23 protein-coding genes, 2 tRNA genes and 3 rRNA genes are annotated in these 25,305 nt (G+C 39.9%); 17 read left to right on the top strand and 11 right to left on the bottom strand.

Annotation, left to right across the window (positions count from 1 at the left end; translation table 11 throughout):
- From rrf to J663_RS17740, 5 genes are all read right to left on the bottom strand, one after another.
- A 5S ribosomal RNA gene (gene rrf, locus J663_RS17720) occupies positions 1–94 on the bottom strand; the annotation flags it as partial.
- A 186-nt stretch (positions 95–280) separates the two neighbouring features.
- Positions 281–3,171: ribosomal RNA gene (locus J663_RS17725) — 23S ribosomal RNA — on the bottom strand.
- Between the two features lie 352 nt (positions 3,172–3,523).
- A tRNA-Ala gene (locus tag J663_RS17730) sits at positions 3,524–3,599 on the bottom strand.
- A 55-nt stretch (positions 3,600–3,654) separates the two neighbouring features.
- A tRNA-Ile gene (locus tag J663_RS17735) sits at positions 3,655–3,731 on the bottom strand.
- Between the two features lie 59 nt (positions 3,732–3,790).
- Positions 3,791–5,328 (bottom strand): 16S ribosomal RNA (locus tag J663_RS17740).
- A 541-nt stretch (positions 5,329–5,869) separates the two neighbouring features.
- Here J663_RS17740 and J663_RS17745 point away from each other — a divergent pair.
- From J663_RS17745 to J663_RS17755, 3 genes are read left to right on the top strand one after another with little or no spacing between them, the layout of a single operon-like run.
- Complete coding sequence (locus J663_RS17745; protein ID WP_002117836.1) at positions 5,870–6,373, top strand: YfiR family protein; 504 nt, start codon at positions 5,870–5,872, stop codon at positions 6,371–6,373.
- Positions 6,374–6,378: 5 nt separating this feature from the next.
- Positions 6,379–7,602 carry a diguanylate cyclase domain-containing protein gene (locus J663_RS17750; protein ID WP_005065229.1) on the top strand — a complete coding sequence of 408 codons (1,224 nt, stop codon included), beginning with the start codon at positions 6,379–6,381 and terminating at the stop codon, positions 7,600–7,602.
- Positions 7,603–7,616: 14 nt separating this feature from the next.
- Positions 7,617–8,096 carry an OmpA family protein gene (locus tag J663_RS17755; protein ID WP_002117846.1) on the top strand — a complete coding sequence of 160 codons (480 nt, stop codon included), beginning with the start codon at positions 7,617–7,619 and terminating at the stop codon, positions 8,094–8,096.
- A gap of 50 nt (positions 8,097–8,146) precedes the next feature.
- On the opposite strand, the gene J663_RS17760 is transcribed toward J663_RS17755, so the two are convergent.
- Positions 8,147–9,157 (bottom strand): metallophosphoesterase, encoded by a 1,011-nt coding sequence (locus tag J663_RS17760; protein WP_032006015.1) that lies wholly within the window; start codon positions 9,155–9,157, stop codon positions 8,147–8,149.
- A 106-nt stretch (positions 9,158–9,263) separates the two neighbouring features.
- Here J663_RS17760 and J663_RS17765 point away from each other — a divergent pair, with 106 nt between their 5' ends.
- A complete protein-coding gene (locus J663_RS17765) occupies positions 9,264–10,889 on the top strand; it encodes a phospholipase D family protein (protein ID WP_033851333.1) in 1,626 nt (541 codons plus the stop codon).
- Here J663_RS17765 and J663_RS17770 read toward each other — a convergent pair whose 3' ends face one another.
- Positions 10,890–11,699 carry a lysophospholipid acyltransferase family protein gene (locus tag J663_RS17770; protein ID WP_032006019.1) on the bottom strand — a complete coding sequence of 270 codons (810 nt, stop codon included), beginning with the start codon at positions 11,697–11,699 and terminating at the stop codon, positions 10,890–10,892. It lies immediately after the preceding gene.
- Between the two features lie 218 nt (positions 11,700–11,917).
- Between J663_RS17770 and hflX the strand changes: the two genes are divergently transcribed.
- The 4 genes from hflX (at position 11,918) to J663_RS17790 (ending at position 14,877) form a co-directional block, all read left to right on the top strand.
- Positions 11,918–13,261 (top strand): ribosome rescue GTPase HflX, encoded by a 1,344-nt coding sequence (gene hflX / locus J663_RS17775; protein ID WP_033851335.1) that lies wholly within the window; start codon positions 11,918–11,920, stop codon positions 13,259–13,261.
- A 33-nt stretch (positions 13,262–13,294) separates the two neighbouring features.
- Positions 13,295–13,666, top strand: a complete 372-nt coding sequence (locus tag J663_RS17780) for a hypothetical protein (RefSeq protein WP_002117849.1) — start codon at positions 13,295–13,297, stop codon at positions 13,664–13,666.
- A gap of 10 nt (positions 13,667–13,676) precedes the next feature.
- Complete coding sequence (locus J663_RS17785; protein ID WP_005804924.1) at positions 13,677–14,351, top strand: LrgB family protein; 675 nt, start codon at positions 13,677–13,679, stop codon at positions 14,349–14,351.
- 82 nt (positions 14,352–14,433) lie between these two features.
- Positions 14,434–14,877: a DUF2147 domain-containing protein gene (locus J663_RS17790; RefSeq protein ID WP_033851336.1), complete on the top strand. Its 444-nt coding sequence runs from the start codon at positions 14,434–14,436 to the stop codon at positions 14,875–14,877.
- Positions 14,878–14,967: 90 nt separating this feature from the next.
- Here the strand turns inward: J663_RS17790 and J663_RS17795 are convergent, their stop codons facing one another.
- The 3 genes from J663_RS17795 to pdxA are packed head-to-tail and all read right to left on the bottom strand — an operon-like array spanning position 14,968 to position 17,630.
- Entirely contained in the window at positions 14,968–15,810 is an 843-nt protein-coding gene (locus J663_RS17795; protein ID WP_033851338.1) for a symmetrical bis(5'-nucleosyl)-tetraphosphatase, read from the bottom strand.
- Complete coding sequence (rsmA, locus tag J663_RS17800; protein WP_005065242.1) at positions 15,811–16,623, bottom strand: 16S rRNA (adenine(1518)-N(6)/adenine(1519)-N(6))-dimethyltransferase RsmA; 813 nt, start codon at positions 16,621–16,623, stop codon at positions 15,811–15,813. It lies immediately after the preceding gene.
- A 23-nt stretch (positions 16,624–16,646) separates the two neighbouring features.
- Positions 16,647–17,630, bottom strand: a complete 984-nt coding sequence (pdxA, locus tag J663_RS17805) for a 4-hydroxythreonine-4-phosphate dehydrogenase PdxA (protein ID WP_081404810.1) — start codon at positions 17,628–17,630, stop codon at positions 16,647–16,649.
- Between the two features lie 173 nt (positions 17,631–17,803).
- Here pdxA and rplM point away from each other — a divergent pair, with 173 nt between their 5' ends.
- The 9 genes from rplM (at position 17,804) to J663_RS17850 (ending at position 23,303) form a co-directional block, all read left to right on the top strand.
- Positions 17,804–18,232, top strand: coding sequence for a 50S ribosomal protein L13 (rplM, locus tag J663_RS17810; RefSeq protein ID WP_002117832.1), 429 nt, complete (start codon positions 17,804–17,806; stop codon positions 18,230–18,232).
- Between the two features lie 12 nt (positions 18,233–18,244).
- The gene (gene rpsI, locus J663_RS17815; protein ID WP_002048725.1) at positions 18,245–18,631 is read left to right on the top strand and encodes a 30S ribosomal protein S9; all 387 of its coding nucleotides are present in this window, start codon (positions 18,245–18,247) and stop codon (positions 18,629–18,631) included.
- 174 nt (positions 18,632–18,805) lie between these two features.
- The gene (locus J663_RS17820; protein ID WP_005065247.1) at positions 18,806–19,459 is read left to right on the top strand and encodes a glutathione S-transferase N-terminal domain-containing protein; all 654 of its coding nucleotides are present in this window, start codon (positions 18,806–18,808) and stop codon (positions 19,457–19,459) included.
- Positions 19,460–19,465: 6 nt separating this feature from the next.
- Positions 19,466–19,900 carry a ClpXP protease specificity-enhancing factor gene (locus tag J663_RS17825; RefSeq protein WP_005804921.1) on the top strand — a complete coding sequence of 145 codons (435 nt, stop codon included), beginning with the start codon at positions 19,466–19,468 and terminating at the stop codon, positions 19,898–19,900.
- A gap of 17 nt (positions 19,901–19,917) precedes the next feature.
- Positions 19,918–20,574, top strand: coding sequence for a hypothetical protein (locus J663_RS17830; protein ID WP_033851343.1), 657 nt, complete (start codon positions 19,918–19,920; stop codon positions 20,572–20,574).
- Between the two features lie 339 nt (positions 20,575–20,913).
- Positions 20,914–21,273, top strand: coding sequence for a hypothetical protein (locus J663_RS17835; RefSeq protein ID WP_003656109.1), 360 nt, complete (start codon positions 20,914–20,916; stop codon positions 21,271–21,273).
- Positions 21,274–21,356: 83 nt separating this feature from the next.
- Positions 21,357–22,322, top strand: coding sequence for a hypothetical protein (locus J663_RS17840; protein ID WP_033851345.1), 966 nt, complete (start codon positions 21,357–21,359; stop codon positions 22,320–22,322).
- 8 nt (positions 22,323–22,330) lie between these two features.
- Positions 22,331–22,891, top strand: coding sequence for a GTP-binding protein (locus J663_RS17845; RefSeq protein WP_033851347.1), 561 nt, complete (start codon positions 22,331–22,333; stop codon positions 22,889–22,891).
- Positions 22,884–23,303 carry a roadblock/LC7 domain-containing protein gene (locus tag J663_RS17850; protein WP_002117819.1) on the top strand — a complete coding sequence of 140 codons (420 nt, stop codon included), beginning with the start codon at positions 22,884–22,886 and terminating at the stop codon, positions 23,301–23,303. The genes J663_RS17845 and J663_RS17850 overlap by 8 nt, the downstream gene beginning before the upstream one ends.
- A gap of 54 nt (positions 23,304–23,357) precedes the next feature.
- Here the strand turns inward: J663_RS17850 and J663_RS17855 are convergent, their stop codons facing one another.
- Positions 23,358–25,298, bottom strand: a complete 1,941-nt coding sequence (locus J663_RS17855; RefSeq protein WP_033851350.1) for an acetyl/propionyl/methylcrotonyl-CoA carboxylase subunit alpha — start codon at positions 25,296–25,298, stop codon at positions 23,358–23,360.
- Between the last annotated feature and the right edge of the window lie 7 nt (positions 25,299–25,305).

Below are 25,305 nucleotides of genomic sequence, written 5' to 3' on the forward strand. Positions count from 1 at the left end.
ACATGGGTAACCCCACACTACCATCAGCGCTAAGAGGTTTCACTTCTGAGTTCGGGAAGGGATCAGGTGGTTCACTCTTGCTATGGTCGCCAGCACAACTGTTTATGGATACTTGCTTCGTTTTATTCACTGTGTGATACGTTGCGTTTTCCAAATCTTTACAGATGGGCTGATTGGTCTGATTTTCGTTGTTCATTTTAGCTAAGTGTTTAACTAAATCAAGTTGCTTTGCATATTTATGAATTGATTGATGCTTCATATACAACTGCTTGGGTGTTGTATAGTCAAGCCTCACGAGCAATTAGTATTGGTCAGCTTCACATATCACTATGCTTCCACATCCAACCTATCAACGTCCTAGTCTCGAACGGCTCTTTAGAGGAATAAATTCCTAGGGAAATCTTATCTTGAGGTAGGCTTCCCGCTTAGATGCTTTCAGCGGTTATCCCTTCCGAACATAGCTACCCGGCGATGCGACTGGCGTCACAACCGGTACACCAGAGGTTCGTCCACTCTGGTCCTCTCGTACTAGGAGCAGATCCTCTCAAATTTCCAGCGCCCACGGTAGATAGGGACCGAACTGTCTCACGACGTTCTAAACCCAGCTCGCGTACCTCTTTAAATGGCGAACAGCCATACCCTTGGGACCTGCTTCAGCCCCAGGATGAGATGAGCCGACATCGAGGTGCCAAACACCGCCGTCGATATGAACTCTTGGGCGGTATCAGCCTGTTATCCCCAGAGTACCTTTTATCCGTTGAGCGATGGCCCTTCCATACAGAACCACCGGATCACTAAGACCTACTTTCGTACCTGCTCGACTTGTGGGTCTCGCAGTTAAGCGCGCTTTTGCCTTTATACTCTACGCGTGATTTCCGACCACGCTGAGCGCACCTTCGTACTCCTCCGTTACTCTTTAGGAGGAGACCGCCCCAGTCAAACTACCCACCAGACACGGTCCTCGTCCCGGATAACGGGACAGAGTTAGAACCTCAACATTACCAGGGTGGTATTTCAAGGACGGCTCCATTGGAACTAGCGTTCCAACTTCAAAGCCTCCCACCTATCCTACACAAGTAAGGTCAAAGTTCAGTGTCAAGCTGCAGTAAAGGTTCACGGGGTCTTTCCGTCTAGCCGCGGGTACACTGCATCTTCACAGCGATTTCGATTTCACTGAGCCTCTGCTGGAGACAGCGCCGCCATCATTATGCCATTCGTGCAGGTCGGAACTTACCCGACAAGGAATTTCGCTACCTTAGGACCGTTATAGTTACGGCCGCCGTTTACTGGGGCTTCGATCAAGAGCTTCGCTTACGCTAACCCCATCAATTAACCTTCCAGCACCGGGCAGGCATCACACCCTATACGTCCACTTTCGTGTTTGCAGAGTGCTATGTTTTTAATAAACAGTTGCAGCGGCCTGGTTTCTGCGGCTGTCGTCAGCTCAGGAAGCAAGTTCCATCACCAACAACAGCGTACCTTCTCCCGAAGTTACGGTACCATTTTGCCTAGTTCCTTCAGCAGAGTTCTCTCAAGCGCCTTGGTCTACTCGACCTGACCACCTGTGTCGGTTTCGGGTACGATTCCTGTGTAACTGAAGCTTAGAGACTTTTCCTGGAAGCATGGTATCAGCCACTTCGCTGTACAAGTACAGCTTGCTATCGGATCTCAGTATAGAGTACCCCGGATTTGCCTAAGATACATACCTACATCCTTCCACCTGGACAACCAACGCCAGGCTGACTTAACCTTCTCCGTCCTCTCATCGCATTACACAGAAGTATTGGAATATTAACCAATTTCCCATCGACTACGCCTTTCGGCCTCGCCTTAGGGGTCGACTCACCCAGCCCCGATTAACGTTGGACTGGAACCCTTGGTCTTTCGGCGAACGGGTTTTTCACCCGTTTTGTCGTTACTCACGTCAGCATTCGCACTTCTGATACCTCCAGCATACTTCTCAATACACCTTCATCGGCTTACAGAACGCTCCCCTACCACTTGACTAATGTCAAATCCGCAGCTTCGGCACATAGTTTTAGCCCCGTTACATCTTCCGCGCAGGCCGACTCGACTAGTGAGCTATTACGCTTTCTTTAAAGGGTGGCTGCTTCTAAGCCAACCTCCTAGCTGTCTATGCCTTCCCACATCGTTTCCCACTTAACTATGATTTTGGGGCCTTAGCTGGCGGTCTGGATTGTTTTCCTCTTGACTACGGACGTTAGCACCCGCAGTCTGTCTCCCGGATAGTACTCATAGGTATTCGGAGTTTGCATCGGTTTGGTAAGTCGGGATGACCCCCTAGCCGAAACAGTGCTCTACCCCCTATGGTATTCGTCCGAGGCGCTACCTAAATAGCTTTCGGGGAGAACCAGCTATCACCAGGCTTGATTAGCCTTTCACCCCTATCCACAAGTCATCCCCTGGCTTTTCAACGACAGTGGGTTCGGTCCTCCAGTTAGTGTTACCCAACCTTCAACCTGCTCATGGATAGATCGCCTGGTTTCGGGTCTATACCCAGCAACTAAACGCCCTATTAAGACTCGGTTTCCCTACGGCTCCCCTATACGGTTAACCTTGCTACTGAATATAAGTCGCTGACCCATTATACAAAAGGTACGCAGTCACACCACGAAGGTGCTCCCACTGCTTGTATGCATGCGGTTTCAGGATCTATTTCACTCCCCTCACAGGGGTTCTTTTCGCCTTTCCCTCACGGTACTGGTTCACTATCGGTCAGTCAGGAGTATTTAGCCTTGGAGGATGGTCCCCCCATATTCAGACAAGGTTTCACGTGCCTCGCCCTACTCGTCATCATTATGTGTGCCCTTTCGTGTACGGGAATATCACCCTCTACGTTCGCACTTCCCAGAGCGTTCCACTAAAACACACATAACTTAATGGGCTGATCCCCGTTCGCTCGCCGCTACTGAGGGAATCTCAATTGATTTCTTTTCCTAAGGGTACTGAGATGTTTCACTTCCCCTCGTTCGCCTTGCAACACTATGTATTCATGTTGCAATACCTACCTTAAAGTAGGTGGGTTCCCCCATTCAGAAATCTCCGGATCAAAGGATATTTGCCGCCTCCCCGGAGCTTTTCGCAGGCTATCACGTCTTTCATCGCCTCTGACTGCCAAGGCATCCACCACATGCACTTAATTACTTGACTATACAACCCCAAACAGTCGTCAACACCTACAAGTGAGTGTTGTCCGTGCGATTCTTCATCGCTACTATCTGTTGTCTGTGTACTTAAACACTGTACAGCTTCAATCTAAATTCATATACCAAAACGCTTGATTCAGTTAATTTGCTAGTTCTCAATTCATCTAGATTAATTGCTTAATCTAAACTCTTGAGTGAACAATTTATTTCAGACTCAATTTTGCCAATCTGTTAATGAATAAACACGCCTTCGTCAGGTCATGCTTAATACCGTGATACTTAAATCACAGAAGTTAATAAACCAAGACCGAAATCTCTATTTACTAATTTCTGTAATCCGAACTTCTCTTAAGTTCTGGTGGAGACTAGGAGAGTCGAACTCCTGACCTCCTGCGTGCAAAGCAGGCGCTCTACCAACTAAGCTAAGTCCCCAGCTTACATCATCAGTCATGTATCTTTTATCTATAACTTCAACCAGTCAAAGTCATGGTGGGTCTGACAAGACTTGAACTTGTGACCCCACGCTTATCAAGCGTGTGCTCTAACCAACTGAGCTACAGACCCTCAGATACATCTATGAAGAACAACTTGTTGTGGATTCTTACCAATCGTCAATCTTTCGTTAAGGAGGTGATCCAGCCGCAGGTTCCCCTACGGCTACCTTGTTACGACTTCACCCCAGTCATCGGCCACACCGTGGTAACCGCCCTCTTTGCAGTTAGGCTAGCTACTTCTGGTGCAACAAACTCCCATGGTGTGACGGGCGGTGTGTACAAGGCCCGGGAACGTATTCACCGCGGCATTCTGATCCGCGATTACTAGCGATTCCGACTTCATGGAGTCGAGTTGCAGACTCCAATCCGGACTACGATCGGCTTTTTGAGATTAGCATCCTATCGCTAGGTAGCAACCCTTTGTACCGACCATTGTAGCACGTGTGTAGCCCTGGCCGTAAGGGCCATGATGACTTGACGTCGTCCCCGCCTTCCTCCAGTTTGTCACTGGCAGTATCCTTAAAGTTCCCGACATTACTCGCTGGCAAATAAGGAAAAGGGTTGCGCTCGTTGCGGGACTTAACCCAACATCTCACGACACGAGCTGACGACAGCCATGCAGCACCTGTATGTAAGTTCCCGAAGGCACCAATCCATCTCTGGAAAGTTCTTACTATGTCAAGGCCAGGTAAGGTTCTTCGCGTTGCATCGAATTAAACCACATGCTCCACCGCTTGTGCGGGCCCCCGTCAATTCATTTGAGTTTTAGTCTTGCGACCGTACTCCCCAGGCGGTCTACTTATCGCGTTAGCTGCGCCACTAAAGCCTCAAAGGCCCCAACGGCTAGTAGACATCGTTTACGGCATGGACTACCAGGGTATCTAATCCTGTTTGCTCCCCATGCTTTCGCACCTCAGCGTCAGTGTTAGGCCAGATGGCTGCCTTCGCCATCGGTATTCCTCCAGATCTCTACGCATTTCACCGCTACACCTGGAATTCTACCATCCTCTCCCACACTCTAGCTAACCAGTATCGAATGCAATTCCCAAGTTAAGCTCGGGGATTTCACATTTGACTTAATTAGCCGCCTACGCGCGCTTTACGCCCAGTAAATCCGATTAACGCTTGCACCCTCTGTATTACCGCGGCTGCTGGCACAGAGTTAGCCGGTGCTTATTCTGCGAGTAACGTCCACTATCTCTAGGTATTAACTAAAGTAGCCTCCTCCTCGCTTAAAGTGCTTTACAACCATAAGGCCTTCTTCACACACGCGGCATGGCTGGATCAGGCTTGCGCCCATTGTCCAATATTCCCCACTGCTGCCTCCCGTAGGAGTCTGGGCCGTGTCTCAGTCCCAGTGTGGCGGATCATCCTCTCAGACCCGCTACAGATCGTCGCCTTGGTAGGCCTTTACCCCACCAACTAGCTAATCCGACTTAGGCTCATCTATTAGCGCAAGGTCCGAAGATCCCCTGCTTTCTCCCGTAGGACGTATGCGGTATTAGCATTCCTTTCGAAATGTTGTCCCCCACTAATAGGCAGATTCCTAAGCATTACTCACCCGTCCGCCGCTAAGATCAGTAGCAAGCTACCTCTCTCCGCTCGACTTGCATGTGTTAAGCCTGCCGCCAGCGTTCAATCTGAGCCATGATCAAACTCTTCAGTTAAAATCATTTTGCACCTTATTTAAAGACAAGGTGCCAATTCTGGCTCATCAATTACTGACTTAAATTTCGCTCAAATAAACTTCGAGTAATTTAAACCAATCAATCAATGAAAATTATTTCGATTAATCAATCAGTAAAAATCCACACAAGTTGTTCTTCAATTCTCTTAATGATCTTCTTCCTGGTTCGTCACCAGCAAGCTAGGTCGGCTATATTACTCTTAATCTCTTAAAAGTCAACAGGTAATTTCGATATTTTTAAAACTCATCTCTCAAACCAACTTACCATCAAATTCATCACTTAAAGTAATCAACTTAATCACAAGTAACTGTTTTTCAACAAGTTTCTATCTACATCACCGCCGATGGATGTGCATTATAGACCATCTCATTCCCTTTGCAACCCTTTTTTTAAATCAATATCATCAACTGGACAATTTTTAAGCTTTTTGGTCACTTTTAGATGAGATATTAAACTTTTTTTACGTTATCAACTTCATGTAGAATAGATTATTCGTGCAATAGTTTGGCATTAACTCACCATGTGGCAGTTCGCTAAAAAAGTATTTGTTTGCATACTTGTAGTGCTTGCTACGAGTGGGCCTTGTTATGCCAATTCAAAACATAATTTCTATGTACTTACTTTATCTATCCTAAGCTACAGTAAGTGGGAGAATGTAAATACTCCTACTCTTTGTGTAATTGATAACCCTTCTATTACATCTACTTTTCAATCTTACATCCAGCAAATGTCTTATAATTATCGTGTTCAAACTGTAAATGCGAAAGATTTTGCTCGGTCACATTGTCAGGCTGTCTATTTTTCTAGTACTTCTCCGCAGCAACAACAAAACCTTATTCAAAACTATCCTTATCATTCTTTACTTTCTTTAAGTATTAATAATTCAGAGTGCGAGATAGGAAGTATCTTTTGTTTATATACTCAGAATAATTACACTACCTTTAAAGTTAACTTAGATGCTTTAAGTCACTCCAAAGTCCATATTGATCCGAGAGTATTACTCTTGGCTAAGAATGCGGAGTAAGGATCATGATATCAAAGTTGTATCAGTCCACTTCACTACACGCATTATTTAGAAAATCTCAATTTACTATTTTTGCTATTACTTTTTTTATTTGCTCTTTTACGTTTGTCTCAATTTCCGTTTTTACTATGGAAACTTATGCCAAACAGAATTTGCAATTGCTTAGTCATACTCTATTAGAGCGTATTCAGCCTGCAGTCGTGTTTAATGATAAAATTACAATAGAGCAGATTTTGAATGAATATACGAATGATCATTCAATTCGTACTATTCATATTTATGATTCAGAACATCATCTGATCGCCCAAAGTTTTAAATTATCAAGTCAAACTTCAATTTTAGAAGGCTGGTTTGATCACTGGTTTTTAAATGAGCCTGTTCATCTTACAATTTATCATCATGAACAAAATGTAGGTGAACTCACACTTTTTGGTAGCTCTGAAAAAATATTGCAGTTCCTCAAAATGATTATGGTAGGGCTTGCGATTGCAATGTTGTTTATTGTTTGCGCTTTATGGTGGTCAGTGAACTTAACTTATCGTCAAATTATGCAGGCTATTTACCCACTTACTAATATTGCTCAAATTGTAAGTGAACAAAAAGCTTATAATCTTCGTTTTCCTTATAACCGAATTAAAGAATTTCAAGATTTAAATACCGTTTTTAACGAGTTACTTGAAGAAATTCAAATATGGGATAACCAGCTACAAAAGGAAAATCGTAAATTATCCTTTCAGGCTCATCACGACCAGCTCACCTTATTACCTAATAGACATTATTTTTACCAAATCCTTTTAGACATGTTTGAAGATAAAGGGTTTGATAATAAGTCTGCATTATTATTTATAGATAACAATAACTTCAAAGCAATTAATGACCAATTTGGCCATTTAGCTGGCGATGAAGTTTTAAAAGAAATGGCGAATCGCCTGCAAACTCGTTTGCGTCATCAAGATTTTATTGCAAGGTTAGGTGGTGATGAATTTGCTGTCATTTTGCATTCCATTAGTCATGCTGATCATTTAATATCTATTGCTGAAAATTTACTCGAAAGCTGTAAAGAACCTTTGCATCTAAATGGTCAAACCATTTACTTCAGTTTCAGTGTAGGTATTGCTTTATCACAATTTGCATCTAGCCCCGAAGATTTCATTATGCAAGCAGATCAAGCAATGTATAAGGCTAAAAATTCGGATGAACACTGGTTTATCTATAAACCTGAAAATTAAATTTAGGCTAATCTATGAATACAAGATCTTTAAAACTCTCTTTTATTGCATTGCTATGCATTACTCTTGCAGGGTGCCTGAGTTTTGGTCCATTAAAATATCGTCAAGTAAAATTGCTCAAAAAAGAAGGTTTCGTTCTTACTGATGAAGGCTGGACTTTAGGTTTACCAGAACGCTTATTATTTGACTTTAATAATGCGCAGTTAAAACAAAGTCATGAAGCTGAATTAGTACGTCTAGCAAATCAATTGAATAAATATGACTTGAATAAATTGAAAATTGTTGGTCATACTGATGATGTTGGTGATGCTACATATAACCAAAAGTTATCTGAAGAGCGTGCTCAAAGTGTGGCAAACCTTTTCTTAACACGTGGATTTAAAAAAGAAAATATCTACGTGATTGGCCGTGGTTCAACGCAACCTTATGTGCCAAATACAACCAATGAAAACCGTGCGATTAACCGACGTGTTGCGATTGTCGTTATTCCATAAGTAGATTTAACTCATAAAAAAGCCAATCCTCTGTGATTGGCTTTTTTATTTTAAACTAGCTCAATAATATCAATGGTTGGTGGCACTCTGAAACGCAAAGGAATTCCAACCATTCCTGTACCAACGGTAACAAAGACATCCGCATGCTCGTGAGAGTAAAATCCACGCTTATGACCTAAAATTGATACTTTTTTCATAATATAGTTAGTCAACCATGGAAGCTCTACCTGCCCTCCATGTGTATGCCCAGATAACATTAATGGTCGATTCGGTAATTTAGGTACCATATCTACCGTATCAGGGTTATGAGATAAAATTAACCAAGGCTTGTCTTGCGGTAAATCTGGCATAGAGCGCATATCGGTTTTGCCTGCCCAGAGGTCACCAATACCAATCAAACGGAACTCATCGAAATCAACAATCTTACCTTCAATATCAACAACTTCATTATAAAATAGGGCATCTTTCAATAATTGCTGAATTGGTGGGCCAGGATATTGCTCATCATGATTCCCAGGAACAGAATATACAGGTGCCTGAATTTCTTTTAAAACTCTTAACTCTTCAATCAATCTGTCTTCCGGCTCATATGTCCAATCACCAGCGACTACCACTAAATCAGGTTGCTGTTCATTTAATTTTCTAACTATGGTTTTGAGCTGACGTTCATGCCCTGAAAATAAACCAATATGTAAATCTGCAATTAAGGCTACTTTTACTGGCTTATCAAAACTACGATCTGGGTTTAAGCGATATTGATGAGTATCAACACGGACTAAATGAGGTTCGATAAATCGGGCGTAAATTAACACGCCACTTAAGAAAAAGATGAAAATACCTTGATGAATTGAGTAGTAACCAATCCAAGCAGCATATAAATTAAAAAACCAGAGAGGAATAAGTAGATAAGAGAGATAAAATGCGAGTAGATGTACAAAAGCTTTAAATGGATGAATCGTCTCGGTTCGTGATTGATGAATCCAAGCCTCAGAAATTCCCCATAGAGCAAGTATTGAAAAAATAAAGTAAAAACAAAAAATGATTGAATTTGGATTCCACATTACGACTCTCGACTTATCTTATATTGATTGCTAGTAATCAAATTCAATATTTATCTTTCAATATGCACGAATTATACTCTAGCTCACCTTATCGTATGTACTGATTATGGCACAATCCTTTCATTCCAAACAGCTTCAAACGAATCAACAAGCTAAAGGCTTTTTGATAAAAGCCTCTATAGTCCTATGTTCAAGTTTTGCTGTGGGTTTGACAGGATGTAGTACTCTGCCAAAACATGGTGTTGAACCAGTACAATATGCAAAAGATATTGATACCTCTGAGACTTCACTTGCCAAAATTATTACACCTTTACGCCAGCAAAATCCAAAGTTAACGGGCTTCCATGTTCTAATTGATCCGCTGGAGGCTCTAGCGGCTCGACTTAGATTGATTGATAAAGCCGAAAAGACTTTAGATTTACAATATTACATTTGGGATAATGACAAAGTTGGTGCTTTAGCCTTGCACGCGATTATTCGTGCAGCTGATCGAGGTGTAAAAGTCCGACTTCTTATTGATGACAATAATGCAAAAAAAATTGAAGGGATTTTACTGGCCCTTTCTCAGCATAAAAATATTGAAGTTAAGCTTTTTAATCCCTATCGTTTCCGTAAATACCGTGCGATGGATATGGTGCTGGATTTAAAACGTATCAATCGTCGTATGCACAATAAAAGTTTTATTGCCGACAATGAGGTTGCTCTTATTGGCGGGCGTAACATGACCAATCAATATTACAATGTAAGCGATAGCTATCAGTTTTCTGATGTCGATGTAATGTTGGTAGGCGCTGCTGTTGATGATATCGTAAATTCGTTTGATGATTACTGGAATCATGAATATGCATATTCAGTTCAAAGTATCGTAAGTCCTGAGCAGCACCGTTTACGCTATGAAGGCTTAAAAGAACAACTCGAAGCACACTATCAACAAGCTACCGTCCAAAACTTTTTAAACTTAACCGCAAAATCTCATGCATTTGATCAATGGCTAAATCACAATATTCAATTTGATTGGGTCAAAGCAGAAGTCGTAAAAGACTCACCTGATAAAATCAAATCGAAAGCTAAGAAAGAAGAACACCTCAATTTCCAGTTAATTAATCATTTGGAAAAACCAGAAAGTAACGTTGACTTAATCTCTGCTTATTTTATTCCTGAAAAACAAGGTGCCAAGATTTTAAGCACGCTTGCCAAAGAGGGTGTTGAAGTTCGAGTTTTAACGAATTCTTTTAAAGCAAATGACGTTGCTGTTGTACATGCCTTTTATGGGAAATATCGTAAAGAATTGCTTAAAAACGGCGTACAACTTTATGAATTTTTACCAACACCAGATAAAAGAGATCTAAATAAAAATACAGATGAGCTTGCCACTAAAGCTAAAGTAAATATGAAAGGGCTAAGCCGATCAAGTTTACATACTAAACTGATGGCATTAGATGAGCAGGTTTTTATTGGTTCATTTAACTTTGATCCGCGCTCAGCTTACCTAAATACTGAAATTGGTGTGATTTTAGATAGCCCATCGCTGGCTAAGACGATTCACCATACAATGGATGAAAATTTAAATAAGTATGCTTATAAATTAAAGCTCGACACTAACAATCACATTTATTGGCAGCAAGAAACTCCAAATGGTCCTGTAATTTATAGACAGGAACCTGAGATGAAATGGTGGCAAAAAGCAGGCATGAAGTTTCTTTCATGGCTGCCACTTGAAGGATTTATGTAATTAGTTTCTTGGCTTAAGTACTTTCTGATGTAGTTGGGCCAAACCTTCTACCATTTTTTCTTGAACTTCGCGCGTTAAACTTTTGACGTCATGCCCTTCCACTGAAATTGGAGGCAAAGTTAACAGATGAGCTGTTACTTTAGGCATTTCAAGTACGCGTTGAATATGTTCGGCAAATGTCATGTCACCAATAAATGGCGCAACTGTATCTAATTGTCCATCGCGGTTTACATAACAAATCAAACAAACCTGTACTGGACGCTGTGCTTCAATCGCTGCTCCTAGTAATCGTCCATGTACTTTTTTTACAGAATGTCCATCTGTAGTTGTCGCTTCAGGGAAAAATAATACGGGAATATTCTGTTTTAAAAATTCAGCAATTTGCTCACGAATTCTGACGGAATCGCCAGATCCACGCTTAATAAATAACGTTCCACCACTTTTGGCTAAATTTCCAAGAATAGGCCAATTTTCAATTTCAGCTTTAGCCAGAAAGAAAACTCGTGCACCAGAACCTAGAACTGCAACATCTAGCCAAGAAATATGATTACTTACCCATAAAGCTGGTTCTCTAGGAATTGTGCCATGTACTTCTATATCTAAATTAAAAACCTGACATAAACGGCGGCAAAAGTATTGGACATAACGTGTATTAACAGGATTATTAGGATCTTTATAAAGCCCATGTCGATAAACTAGATAAAAACCTTCACTAATTGCGGCCGTGGCAGAAGTGACCTTTTTTCCGTATAAACCTATTTTTGATAATTTCTTTAACGTTGAATTAACTATACTTTGCGTTTGAGCCATAAAATTTCACTAACGATTAATCATTGTTATACCCATCTCAAGTCATTCTATACGTTTCGTAATAAACTTGCATTGACGATAGAGAACGGCAAATAAAATAAATCTGAACACTAGACTAATCTCATATAACTAATCTAAAGGATAAGAACAAACGCTTTCCCCTTTTGCTTAAGTTTCCTCTAGAATAAAGTTTTCCCATTTTCAGGATTTATAGCCACGTGGAATATGTTGATCGGCATCAAGGCGGTGAACGCACAATCTTAGTGAGTGTTTCTGTACAATTATTAGATGATCTGGATGCCGAAGAGTTTGCTCTACTTGCACAGTCTGCTGGTGCAGATATCCTTGAACATATTAAGGTTCAGCGTAATAAGCCTAATCCTAAATTTTTTATTGGCTCAGGAAAAGTCGAAGAAATTGCAGAGCAAGTTCAGGAGCTAGAAGCGAGTCTGGTTATTTTTGACCACGCGTTATCACCTGCTCAAGAACGAAATCTAGAAAGAATATTAAAATGCCGAGTTATTGACCGCACTGGCTTGATTTTAGATATTTTTGCGCTGCGTGCCCGTACGCATGAAGGTAAGTTACAAGTCGAACTTGCTCAGCTTAAACATTTATCTACTCGTCTTATTCGTGGTTGGTCTGCCGATTTTGAACAACAAAAAGGTGGTATCGGCTTACGTGGTCCTGGTGAAACACAACTAGAGACAGATCGCCGTCTCATTCGTGTTCGTATTACCCAATTAAAAGATAAATTAGACAAAGTACAACAGACTCGTATGCAAGGGCGTGCTGCAAGACAAAAAGCAGCTATTCCAACGGTTTCATTAGTAGGTTATACCAACGCTGGTAAATCGACTTTATTTAATATTTTAGCTAATAGTGATGTCTACGCAGCTGATCAACTATTTGCAACACTCGATCCAACCCTACGCCGTTTAGACTGGGATGGTATCGGTACTGTTGTGCTAGCAGATACAGTAGGTTTTGTACGAAACTTACAGCATGATTTGGTTGAATCATTTAAAGCAACACTTGAAGAAACGCTAGAAGCGACCCTTTTATTGCATGTTATTGATAGTAGTAGCCATGACATGCTTGACCAAATTGAAGCGGTTGAAGGTGTATTAAAAGACATTGGCGCTGATGCTCCCATACTTCGGGTGTACAACAAAATTGACCTAAGTGGTGAAGAGGCCAAAATCATTTATGCTGAGCCCCACGTCCCAGATCGAGTGTATGTTTCAGCTCATTCTGGTCAAGGTCTAGAGTTACTCCAAAAAGCAGTACAAGAATGCTTAATGGGCCAAATTCAAAAGTTTTCACTCGTTCTTAAGCCTGCTTATGGCAAATTTCGTACTCAACTTTATGCCTTAAATGTTATTGAGTCTGAACATTATGATGATGCGGGCTTATTACATATTGATGTGAAGATTGCACCACATAAGTTAGAAAAGCTTATTCGCCAAGCAAAACTGCCCTTAGATGAAATCTTGGGAGAACACGCGAGTCAATTTAAGCGCCCCTTGGAAGAGTTTGAAATCAAGGGCGATATCAGTTAAAACTTGATAAGTAAACTTTTAGAGATAAAAAATATGGATAAGATCAAAAGTATAGACTGGACAGCATGGGTAATTACATTACTACTCATTATTGGTTTTCGTGAAGGCTCTGTCGTTGTCATGCGTGCTTTTGGTCATCCAGAATTAGGTAATCTGGTCGGTTTAATCAGCTTACTTATTATTTTACTGATTTGGAGAAAGTTTAAAAAAATTCCACTTCGAATAGTAGATACCAATAATAAAATCATGAAAGAAAGTGGATTCGCGTTTTTACCTATCTGTGCAGGTTCATTAATTATGCTGGTACATATGGGTAAGGAAATTCCATTATTTCTTTTTGTTTTAGTGGTCAGTACCCTTATACCTTTGTGGGTCTATGCAAAAATGGCAAAACGTTGGTTATAAGGAGAATAAAATGTTTACGATTTTCTACGGATTTTTGATCACACTCATTGGTTATCTGTGTGCAAAGCCTTTAAACCGACGTTTCCCGCAAGTTCCACTTTTAGTTTTCGGCATGTTCATTGTAATTGGCTTACTTTCAGTTTTGCATGTGCCATATGAGCAGTATCGTCTTTATGTGAATGACTTATTTGGTCATCTATTAGGTTATGTCACCGTAGCATTAGCCATCCCTTTAGCTGCAATGCGTTACGATGATCTTCCAATTAAATCGGTCATTGGTATTTTACTTTTTGCAAGTATTAGCGCCGTTGCCCTACCTATGGGGCTAGCATACTTGTTACATATGTCCGAACCTACCATCCTTGCATTTGCCACCCGTGCAGTAACTACTCCAATTGCTCTGAACATCGCAACTTTATTACATGCTCCTGAAACACTTGTGACCCTTATTGTTATTTTGTCTGGGGTAATTGGCGCTGCATTCTCACCATTCTTACTTAAACATATTCATGATGAGAGAGCATCAGGTTTAGCCTTAGGTTTAGCTGCACACGCCATTGGAACAGCTCAAGCTTGGCAACGTGGACCTGTCGCAGGTCGTTATGCTGCATTTGGTATGGCATTGAATGGCGTATTTACTGCAATTTGGCTACCAACATTAATGTTGTCTTTTGGAACACCATAATTAAGAAGTTGATTAAATAAACATTGAACGGTCTATCAATTCCAAATAAGATGACCTTTCAAAGTTAAAAGGATTTTTAATTATGGGGAAAATTTTTATTGGAGCTCTGCTCTTATTGGGGATTAATACTGCTACATTCGCAGCAGATATTACAGGTCTCTGGCAAACAATTGATGATAAGACAGGTGCTCCCAAAGCACAGGTGGAAATACGAAAAGAAACGAACGGGACATATGCCGGAAAAATTGTCAAACTTACGCCACGCCCAGGTTATACGCCTAAAGAAATTTGTGATAATTGCCCTGCGCCATATACCAATAAACCGATTTTAGGTATGGATATCGCAACTGGTTTAAAACAGGTAGATGGACTGAACTATACTGGCGGTAAAATTTTAGATCCGAATACTGGCAAAGTTTACGGTCTTAAGGCGAAGCTTAGTTCAACTGGCAAACGCTTACATATGCGCGGTTATCTCGGAGTTTCAGCTTTAGGGCGTAATCAAATCTGGATTCGAGTAGAATAAGAGTTCCCAATAAAAAAGCCGCTTATGCGGCTTTTTTACTTTCACACGGGCACAACTCTCGTCTTGCGCTCGTGAAAAGCATGGCTTTTCCTATACTTGTACAGGATTTTCGACAGCAAAGCTTTCTTTGTCTTCAAGGCGATAAGCCATTAACTTTCGTCCCCATACACAGCCGCCATCAATATTCTGGATCTGCTCATTAATAGTTCTACCTTCTAGCGCGGCCCAATGACCAAAAATAATCTGATGAGTCTGAGCAGCTTTGCTTGGAAATTCAAACCAAGGTAGATAGCCTTCTGGCATTGGCGCATCTAGAGCATCTTTAAAAGTAAACTCTAAAGCCCCTTCTGCGTTGGTTAAACGCATGCGAGTCAAATAATTGGTAATACAACGTAAACGCGCAGAACCAGTTAGGTTATCTTCCCACAAATCTGGTTTAGAACCATACATGTCTGCTAAAAAAGCATCCAAGACAGATAAATCTTGATGTGACAGTACCGCCTCAACCTCTTTTGCTAACGTTACAGTTTTTTGCGCATCCCAAATACAAGGTATGCCAGCATGAGTAAGGATCGTATGCTCGTTTGGCAATAAACATAATGGCTGTTTACGTAACCAATCGATTAACTCATCACCATCAATCGCATCAATAACATCTTGGGTACGATCTTTTGCTTTAATCTCTTTTAAACCACGCGCACCCGCGATTAAAGTCAGGTCATGATTTCCAAGTACAGTTGCAGCAGCTCCACGATCAGCAAGCTTTTTAATAAAACGTAATGCCCCTACCGAGTTTTCACCACGTGCGACTAAATCCCCAGCAAACCATAAAAAGTCTTGATCTGGATCAAAACGTATTTCTTTAAGCAAGGCTTTTAGAGCTTCAAAACACCCCTGCACATCGCCAATAACATAGTTAAAACGCTTAGTCATTTACGCCACCATTTGATCGGCTAAAGCAACAAATTGGGCAAGTGTTAAGGTCTCTGGACGAGCCATTGGATCAACACCAGCTTTTTCAAAGCCATCTTCTGCAATCATACCTTTAAGACTGTTTCTTAATGTTTTGCGGCGCTGAGTAAATACATGGGCAACCAGTCGAGCTAAAGCTTTTTCATCTTTTGCTGTAATTGGCTTTTGATCATACGGAACAAGGCGGAAAACAGCACTCGTTACTTTAGGTGGTGGGTTAAATGCCCCAGCCGGCACTTCAAATAAAAATGTTGGTTGACAGTAATATTGAATCATTACCGACAAGCGTCCATATTCTTTTGTATTCGGTTCAGCAGTAATACGGTCAACAACCTCTTTTTGCAGCATAAAGTGCATATCTTTAACTTTGCTGCCAAATTCCAAGAGATGAAAGAGTAATGGGGTTGAAATGTTATAAGGTAAGTTACCGACTACACGTAATGGTCGGCCATCTTTTACCAATTCGCTAAAGTCATATTTTAATGCATCAGCTTCTATAATCGTCAAACGTTCAGGATGTGGAACACGTTCCGGTAGCCCAGCAGCTAAGTCACGATCTAGCTCCACTACTGTTAATGCATCACACTCACCAATTAAAGGAGATGTTAAGGCAGCTAAACCAGGTCCAATCTCGACAATATTGTCGCCTGTACGCGGACTTACAGAGCGCACAATTTTGGCAATGACTCTCTGATCATGTAAGAAGTTTTGACCAAAACGTTTACGAGCTTTATGCCCTTCATCTTTCGGGTTTAGGGCATTAATTTGATACATAGAACATTTCCAACATGAAAAATTTAGCTCGCTGCTAAAGATAAAGCTAAATCAACAGCGACATTTAAACTTGAGCTTTTTGCCAAACCAGTCCCAGCCAAAGACAATGCAGTGCCATGGTCAACCGAAGTTCGGATGAAAGGCAAACCCAATGTAATATTGATGGCTTCACCAAACCCTTGTGATTTTAACACAGGTAAACCTTGATCATGGTACATGGCAAGTACAGCGTCTGCATTTTTAAGATGTTCTGGAGTAAATAAGGTATCTGCTGGCAAGCTTAAACTCATTTTAATCCCTTGCGCCCGATAACTTTCGAGTACCGGATTAATAGTCTCAATCTCTTCACGCCCCAAATAACCATCTTCACCTGCATGCGGATTTAAACCACACACCAATACACGTGGATCTGTAATCTTAAATTTAGTTTTTAAGTCATGCAGTAAAATATCAATGACCTGATGCAATCGTTCTTTAGTAATTGCATCTGCTACATCTCTTAAGGGTAAATGTGTAGTTGCTAAGGCGACACGCAAGGTTTTGGTTGCAAGCATCATTACGACACGCTCTACACCTGCAAACTCTTGATAGTATTCAGTGTGACCACTAAACAAAATACCAGCATCATTAATAACCGATTTTTGCACGGGTGCCGTGGCTACTCCCACACTTTTACCAGACATTGCATAATCTGCTGAACGACGCAGTTGTTCTAATACGTAGGCTGCATTAGCTGGGTTTAATTGACCATCAATGACAGCTGCCTCTAAAGGCACATGTTCTATATAGAGTTCATTCAGAGATGATGACTCAGGCTGTCCGGTATATTCTATAAATTGAATATCGATCCCAAGTTTTTGGGCACGTTGTTCTAATAAATTTTGGTCACCCAAAACAACAACAGGGCGTTCATCAACCCGCTTAGCCAAGCTCAAACAGATATCTGGACCAATACCAGCCGGCTCACCGGAAGTGACATATAATGGCAACACAATCACTCCAGACACATAACAAGAATTTGTTTGATTTTAACATATCTGACATTCATCAGTTTATGGATTAAATTATATGGCTTAAACTGGATTTTTCTTGTGAGTTTGGACAAACTCGTTTAGAATGCTCGCTCCTTTTGTTTGGACAGATTCCATAGTCCAAACCAACTATAATAGGTAGTGGTTTAATGAAAACTCTCAGCGCTAAGCCAGCTGAAGTTCAACATGACTGGTATGTTGTTGATGCTTCTGGCAAAACTTTAGGTCGCCTTGCGACTGAAATCGCTCGTCGTTTACGCGGTAAGCACAAAACTTCTTATACTCCTCACGTTGACACTGGCGATTACATCGTTGTGATTAATGCTGAACAAGTTCAAGTGACTGGTAAAAAATCACTTGATAAGAAATATTATCGCCATACTGGTTTCCCTGGTGGTATCCGTGAGACTAACTTCGAGAAGTTAATTGCTCACAAACCTGAAGCTGTTCTTGAAAAAGCGGTTAAAGGCATGTTACCAAAAGGTCCTCTTGGTTATGCAATGATCAAAAAAATGAAAGTGTACGCTGGTACTGAGCATCCGCATGCTGCTCAACAGCCACAAGTTTTGGACATCTAAGGGATACAGCACATGGCTACTAATTATGGTACAGGTCGCCGTAAGACCGCAACTGCACGTGTTTTCTTGTCAGCTGGTACAGGTAAACTCGTTATTAACAACCGTACTTTAGAGCAATATTTCGGTCGTGAAACTGCTCGTATGGTTGTTCGTCAACCTTTAGAACTTTTAGAAGTTACTGAAAAGTTTGACCTTTACATCACTGTTAAAGGTGGTGGTATCGGTGGTCAAGCTGGCGCGATCCGTCACGGTATTACTCGTGCGCTTATCGCTGCTGACGAAACTTTAAAACCTGTTCTACGTCAAGCTGGTTTCGTTACTCGTGATGCTCGTGAAGTTGAACGTAAGAAACTTGGTTTACGTAAAGCTCGTAAGCGTCCTCAATTCTCTAAACGTTAATTCGTTTATCGAGTTGGACAAAAAGCCTTGGATTTTTCCAAGGCTTTTTTATTATGAAAATAGAGCCACAAAATGCAAACTTATAAATATAAACAAACTATCTCTTTAGAACCGTGATTTCCTAGAGCATTTTTAGTATCCTAATCGATTCACTCAACCACGTCGTCTTGTGATATGTCGGTCGAAAACACCTCTATTCAGGGGATTACCCTTTACAGTCATGCTGATGATTTCCGTTCTCACTGGATTCGTTTCTTATTAGCAGAAAAACAAATCAAATATCAATTGATCATAACTGACCATGAAGACGAAGATTTGGCCAGCTTAAATCCTTACAACCAATTACCAATGTTGGTCGAACAAAACCTTAAATTATTTTCAGCACCTATCATCGCTGAATATTTAGATGATCGTTATCGCCAAAGCAAGCTTTATGCAGATGCACCTATGATGCGTGCAGAACAGCGTCAGTATATCTGGAGACTTGAAAACGACTGGTTTAAGTTAGCAGATCACATGTTAAAACATGCTGACTCACTAAATGTCGAACAAAAGCAAAAAGCTCAAAAAGAACTACGTGAAACATTAATTTCACTTACTCCCCTATTTCAGCATTTTCCGTATTTCATGTCTGAGAATTTTACAATCTTAGACTGCATGCTTGCCCCTATCTTTTTAAGATTAAATAGCATGGGAATTGATTTACCCAAACAGCACTGTCGACCTATATTTTTGTACTGTAAACGTATCTTTGAACGGCCTTCTTTTGCTAAATCAATGACGCCTCAAGAGAAAAACCGTTACAATGAACTATTAAATATGGAATAGCGTGATATGTCTGAGCAAACTATTGATTTAACCCCTACACGTCCTTATCTTGCTCGTGCAATCTATGAATGGATTTGTGATAACCAGCTTACTCCTTATCTATTAGTTGATGCGACACAACCGTATACCGACGTTCCACAACAATTTGTTAAAGATGGGCAAATTGTTCTAAATATTGTACCCCATGCAGTTCATCAATTGCTTATTACCAATGAAGCTATTACTTTTTCAGCTCGTTTTGGCGGAGCATCAAAAGACATTTATGTTCCTATTCAAGCTGTTCTAGGGATTTACGCACGTGAGAATGGACAAGGTTTATTCTTTGATCCTGAAGAATATGCCAATGTAACACCTGTAGAAAATACAGTAGAGTCAGAAGTACAAGAAGCAACTGAAACAACATCGACTAAGAAAAAACCATCGTTAAGAATTTTAGATTAAATTTAGAGGAAGAAAGCATGGCATTTGATTTAGTCCAATACTTTGCTGAGCAGATAAAAATTCAAAAGCCTCAGCTTTTAAATCAATATCCAGTTAATGAAAAAAATAAACTGATTGATGAGGTGAATATTCTTACGCTTGGAAAACTGATTAGTTTATGGCGTCAGAATGATAATAAGATTTATCAAGAAATCAAAACCTCAGATCCACTTTATATTCAAGAAGTTGCTCGTCATTTAACGACTTCTAAACATAATCAGTCGACTTTAAAAAATTCAGAACTAGAACAGAGTATTTCTGAAATTTTAACTTTGCAGTTAGCAGAACTTAATCAGCTCGATGAAACAGGTGGTTTTGGACATAATGGCTTAAAAGAGTTAATTTTAGGTCAGATTGAACACTTATCAGGTCAAGCTGAAGATTGGGTTTGGTCAACAAACCACCTAAATGAATTAATTGGTTCTAAACCTGTGGAACAAGAAGAGCTATCATTGGATACAACAATGAAGGAGTTCAACCAAATGGTTCACCAAGCCCAACCTCATCATGATGACGTGCATATTGAAGAACAAGCTGCCGAAATTTCTGTACCTACATGGTCAAAGATTTTTGCCCCTATAGTTGCTTTAGCAATTTTGGGCTATCTCTACTGTATTTATACACAGCTCGTTTAATTTAATTTTTATATAAAAAAGGGGAATTCATTATTCCCCTTTTTATGATTAAAATTAGAATATTTTATTTTTCAATATTTTATTAACATTCTATTACAATTGTTTTATTCAGATTTTAAAATATATAATGTAAAGCTCAGCACAGTATTAAAAGTATAATGTAAAAATAATCTTATAATATTTTTTATAATCTGACATTTTCTGTCACTTATTTCCCAAAACAACAATTTCTCTATTTCTTTGATTTATTGACTTCAAATTGAGCAGAAATATAATGAATTTCAACTACTTTTAGGAAAAAGTAGTAAATATAATTTTAGAATCCTGAGAGATAAAAACATGGCTAAACTTTCTTTAGATAGCTTAACTGAAATTGATGGTTTTATTGCATCTGCACTTGTTGATTCAGAAAGTGGTTTATCACTTGCAACTCAAGGTGGTGGGGAGATTGATTTAGAATTGGCAGCTGCCGGCAATACAGAAGTAATCCGCGCAAAACGAAACATCGCCAATGCTTTGAAATTAAATGACAATATTGAAGACATTTTAATTACATTAGGTAAGGCTTACCATTTAATTAGACCTCTAGAAAGTAATAATAATTTATTCCTTTACTTAGTCCTTGACCGGAGTAAGTCAAATTTAGCAATGGCTCGACACGAGTTAAAGTCATTTGAAAAAGAGTTAGACTTTAGCTAATTAATCTGAAATGTGCTTTTTATACCTATTATAAAGAGCACATTAAAACCCCTCTCTTATTCAATAAAATTTAATGTGATACTATGGATAGGCATTGCATAAATATTGCAACCTCTGGTTTAAGCTTAAAAGTTTCGGATGAATTAAAAACTTTAATCAGAAGTTTAATATCTAATCAGTATAATATTAATTGGGTTAATATTTCTAATATTCATATTGATCTATTATTAATTAACGAAAACTTTTTTGATTCAGATAATATTCAAAATATTCTTCAAAAGAAAAAATGTCCTTATTTAAAAATTAGTAAAACTCCCTCAAAAAATAGATATCAAGTTGATGAACACACCCTGCATCTGCCACTAGAAAAAGTAGAGTCTTTACTTAACTGGATAGAAATAAACTTATTATCGTATTTGAACAAAAAAAATACTGCTGTAGTTTCAGATTTATCAAATGAGCTACTGTTGATTGATGATAAGTTTATAAGGAATTTACACAGTCCAGAAAATGCCAGACTACATATTTTTGATGATAAAGGTACTCTAGCCATTATTGATAATAGAACTCAAATTGCTTGGTTAGAGCCATCACGCCAACATACGCGAACCAATCAAAGCTTTGATTTTACTTTTGCTAATACTTCAGACTTCACTAAGGTTTCGCGTAAAAAAGATTATTATTTACAGGACTGGTTATGGAATCTGATTTGGAATTCAAACAGTTTTGAAAATCTAGCCTCGAAGGATAGCTATTTTAAAATTGATCATTGGCCACAGCCCTATCAAAAAGAATATAGAAAAGTGAGCCTACAACTCTCTGCATGCTTTATACAGGGAGCAAAAATTACTGATGTGGCTAACCAGCTTAACTTATCAATTGATGATGTCTTACGCTTCGTTACAGCTTGCTTAATGGCAAATAATGGAAAATTTGTTTCTGCAAGCAAATGCACTTACACGCCAAATTCGTACTTAAAGAATTCAAATACAGAGAATCATTTTTTTAAAAATTTTATAGGGAAAATTAGACGGCGATTTGGTCTTTAAGGGAAGTTATGATTATACAGCAATATAAAATTGTCTTTGCAGGTAGCATGGGGGCAGGAAAAACAGAAGCGATTAAATCGCTATCTGAAATTCCAATTCTAGAAACAGAAGCATTCAATACAGATGTTCAAAGCCATCAGAAAACCCAGACCACTGTAGGCATTGATTATGGTGAAATTACTTTAGATGATGGAATCAAAATCGGACTCTATGGAACCCCAGGACAAAGCCGTTTTGATTTTATATGGTCGGTCATTTGTGAAGGTGCAATCGGTGTTATTTTATTATTAGATCATAATAGCTCTAATCCAATTGCCGAGTTAGAAAGCTATTTAGAAACCTTTAAAAATTATAATGATAATATTGCAATTGGTATTACTCATATTGACGAAAATAAAGAGTCATCACTTCAACAATATCGTCATTGGATAAAAGCAAATGCACTGCCATACCCTCTTTTTTTTATTGATGCACGTGAGCAAGAACAAATTTTAATGATGGTTGAATCATTAATTGCATCACTTGAAGTCAAGGTAGGCTTAACATCTCAAGGGAATGATCATGCTTAGTATCCCAACTCAAAAACGAACCGCTCCAACACAGTTACTACAACTTGCAAAAGCCGAAGCTCATAATATTTTGATGAATACGCGTGGTGTAGATTTTGTCATGATTTGCTCTTCTGATGGTTTTGAATTAGCAACAGTGAGCCACAAGAACCACCATAACACTACTAAGTTAGCAGCCGTAAGTAGCTCAATTTTGGCAATGGTCACTGCATTTTTAAAAGAGATTCAACTCACGGGCTGTAACAACATTACTTTAGATGCAGATAATGGCAAGGCCATTTTAACTGCTATTCCTGCTGTTCATCACCCAATGGTCATGGTTACGCTAAGTAATAAAGAAGTCCTTTTAGGTCAACTACTATATAGCCTAAAAAAAGCAAGTCAGACAATTGCAGAGGCCGATGGAGAATAAATCAGGACTCCTCATTTAAAGTAAAATACCACTCATATAGAGCGGTATTTTTTACTAGATTTGAATAGTAAATAACATCTGCCGTTTTTTTACTTGCTGCCCTTGCTGACCTAAAACATCTTCAACTACACCATCCACATCCGATTTAATCTGCTGTTGGATTTTCATGGCTTCAAGCACTAATAAAGTTTGGCCTTTTATGACTTGATCACCTTTATTGACCAATATATTTACTACCGCACCATCCATTGGCGCACGAATTTTGCCATCCCCAGCCACATCAGCTATCTCTGGGGCGGCATAAGTTACGTTGCGAATTGCAACATTGCCATTATCTTGATCTAAATAAAGCAGATCACCATCCAGTACATATTGCACACGGCGACGTACACCATCAATTAAATAAACTAATTGCTCTATCGTTCTTTCAAGCACTTCAATACAAATAGTTTGATCGCAGAGCTGTACCGTAAACGTATTATTTAGCGATGAAAGCTGCAATTGAACTTGCTGATCATCATATTTAAGCTTTAATGGTAATGGCACACCTAGACCAGTTTGCCACACTGCCGTACCGTTACTTTGGCTAAATAATGCCGCAGCAATTGCTAAGGTTTCTAAAGATAGAACCTGCTTATGTAGACTGCTGTCGTTTTGAAAATGCTGCTGAATAAATGCTGTATTGGTATCCCCTGCCACAACAACCGGATGACGCAGTAAATTGACCAAAAACTGCTTATTGCTATTTACACCCAGCAAAACACAGTCATCGACGGCACGCTCCAATAAGCGAATTGCATCCTCACGGGTTTTACCATATGCGATCACCTTCGCCACCATCGGGTCATAAAATGGGCTAACCTCATCAGTTGCTAACATGCCATGATCGATTCGTACATTTGGCAAAGTTGCTGGCTGCCAACGCAGAACTTGTCCTGTTTGTGGTAAGAAATCTTGCCGTGGATCTTCTGCATACAAACGTACTTCGATCGCATGTCCGTTTAAAGTCAATTCATGTTGTTGCAGTGGTAAGTGCTCACCATTAGCAACACGCAACTGCCATTCAACCAAGTCCAATCCTGTAATAAGCTCAGTCACAGGATGTTCTACCTGTAAGCGGGTATTCATTTCCAAAAAGTAAAATGCACCCGATGCATCAAGTAAAAATTCAACCGTTCCCGCACCGACATAAGCACATGCTTTTGCCGCTGCCACAGCTGCCTCACCCATTTGCTGACGTAGTTCAGGTGTCATGACTGGACACGGTGCTTCTTCAACAACTTTCTGATGGCGGCGTTGGATCGAACAATCACGCTCAAACAAATACACGTAATTGCCATGTGTATCCCCAAAAACCTGAATCTCGACATGGCGCGGAGCAATGACAGCTTTTTCTAAAATAAGCTCACCTGAACCAAAAGCATTTTCAGCTTCTGAACGTGCGGTTTGTAATGCCTCAAACAACTCGGATGCTTGCTGTACCAAACGCATGCCACGACCGCCACCACCCGCAGAAGCTTTGACCATAATTGGAAAGCCAATCTGCTCAGCTTGAGTTGCTAAATATTCAAGGTCTTGTCGGTCACCTTCATCCCCCGGCACACAAGGAACGCCCGCCTCAATCATGGCGATTTTTGAAAGGCGTTTACTGCCCATTAACTCAATTGCAGAAGCGGTAGGCCCAATAAATGTAATCTGGTTGTCGATACATGCCTGAGCAAAATCAGTATTTTCTGACAAAAAACCATAGCCAGGGTGAACTGCATCAGCACCTGTCTTTTTGCATGCATCTATTATCTTGGTAATTGAAAGATATGACTCAGATACTTTTGAAGCACCAATATAGACAGCTTCATCGGCCTCTTGCACATGGCGAGCATGACGGTCTGCATCGGAATAAACTGCGACAGTTTGATAGCCCATTGCCTTAGCAGTTTGCATGACTCGAACTGCAATTTCACCACGATTGGCAATCAGTACTTTTGAAAATTTCATTATTTTT

This window comes from Acinetobacter sp. 826659 (assembly GCF_000588515.1).
GTDB lineage: Bacteria > Pseudomonadota > Gammaproteobacteria > Pseudomonadales > Moraxellaceae > Acinetobacter > Acinetobacter pittii.

What these genes read in the sequence shown, in the direction of transcription:
- J663_RS17745 (WP_002117836.1), top strand. Translation starts at nt 5,870, where the DNA reads ATGTGGCAGTTCGCTAAAAAAGTATTTGTTTGCATACTTGTAGTGCTT.
- J663_RS17750 (WP_005065229.1), top strand. Translation starts at nt 6,379, where the DNA reads ATGATATCAAAGTTGTATCAGTCCACTTCACTACACGCATTATTTAGA.
- J663_RS17755 (WP_002117846.1), top strand. Translation starts at nt 7,617, where the DNA reads ATGAATACAAGATCTTTAAAACTCTCTTTTATTGCATTGCTATGCATT.
- J663_RS17760 (WP_032006015.1), bottom strand. Translation starts at nt 9,157, where the DNA reads ATGTGGAATCCAAATTCAATCATTTTTTGTTTTTACTTTATTTTTTCA.
- J663_RS17765 (WP_033851333.1), top strand. Translation starts at nt 9,264, where the DNA reads ATGGCACAATCCTTTCATTCCAAACAGCTTCAAACGAATCAACAAGCT.
- J663_RS17770 (WP_032006019.1), bottom strand. Translation starts at nt 11,699, where the DNA reads ATGGCTCAAACGCAAAGTATAGTTAATTCAACGTTAAAGAAATTATCA.
- J663_RS17780 (WP_002117849.1), top strand. Translation starts at nt 13,295, where the DNA reads ATGGATAAGATCAAAAGTATAGACTGGACAGCATGGGTAATTACATTA.
- J663_RS17785 (WP_005804924.1), top strand. Translation starts at nt 13,677, where the DNA reads ATGTTTACGATTTTCTACGGATTTTTGATCACACTCATTGGTTATCTG.
- J663_RS17790 (WP_033851336.1), top strand. Translation starts at nt 14,434, where the DNA reads ATGGGGAAAATTTTTATTGGAGCTCTGCTCTTATTGGGGATTAATACT.
- J663_RS17795 (WP_033851338.1), bottom strand. Translation starts at nt 15,810, where the DNA reads ATGACTAAGCGTTTTAACTATGTTATTGGCGATGTGCAGGGGTGTTTT.
- rsmA (WP_005065242.1), bottom strand. Translation starts at nt 16,623, where the DNA reads ATGTATCAAATTAATGCCCTAAACCCGAAAGATGAAGGGCATAAAGCT.
- rplM (WP_002117832.1), top strand. Translation starts at nt 17,804, where the DNA reads ATGAAAACTCTCAGCGCTAAGCCAGCTGAAGTTCAACATGACTGGTAT.
- rpsI (WP_002048725.1), top strand. Translation starts at nt 18,245, where the DNA reads ATGGCTACTAATTATGGTACAGGTCGCCGTAAGACCGCAACTGCACGT.
- J663_RS17820 (WP_005065247.1), top strand. Translation starts at nt 18,806, where the DNA reads ATGTCGGTCGAAAACACCTCTATTCAGGGGATTACCCTTTACAGTCAT.
- J663_RS17825 (WP_005804921.1), top strand. Translation starts at nt 19,466, where the DNA reads ATGTCTGAGCAAACTATTGATTTAACCCCTACACGTCCTTATCTTGCT.
- J663_RS17830 (WP_033851343.1), top strand. Translation starts at nt 19,918, where the DNA reads ATGGCATTTGATTTAGTCCAATACTTTGCTGAGCAGATAAAAATTCAA.
- J663_RS17835 (WP_003656109.1), top strand. Translation starts at nt 20,914, where the DNA reads ATGGCTAAACTTTCTTTAGATAGCTTAACTGAAATTGATGGTTTTATT.
- J663_RS17840 (WP_033851345.1), top strand. Translation starts at nt 21,357, where the DNA reads ATGGATAGGCATTGCATAAATATTGCAACCTCTGGTTTAAGCTTAAAA.
- J663_RS17845 (WP_033851347.1), top strand. Translation starts at nt 22,331, where the DNA reads ATGATTATACAGCAATATAAAATTGTCTTTGCAGGTAGCATGGGGGCA.
- J663_RS17850 (WP_002117819.1), top strand. Translation starts at nt 22,884, where the DNA reads ATGCTTAGTATCCCAACTCAAAAACGAACCGCTCCAACACAGTTACTA.
- J663_RS17855 (WP_033851350.1), bottom strand. Translation starts at nt 25,298, where the DNA reads ATGAAATTTTCAAAAGTACTGATTGCCAATCGTGGTGAAATTGCAGTT.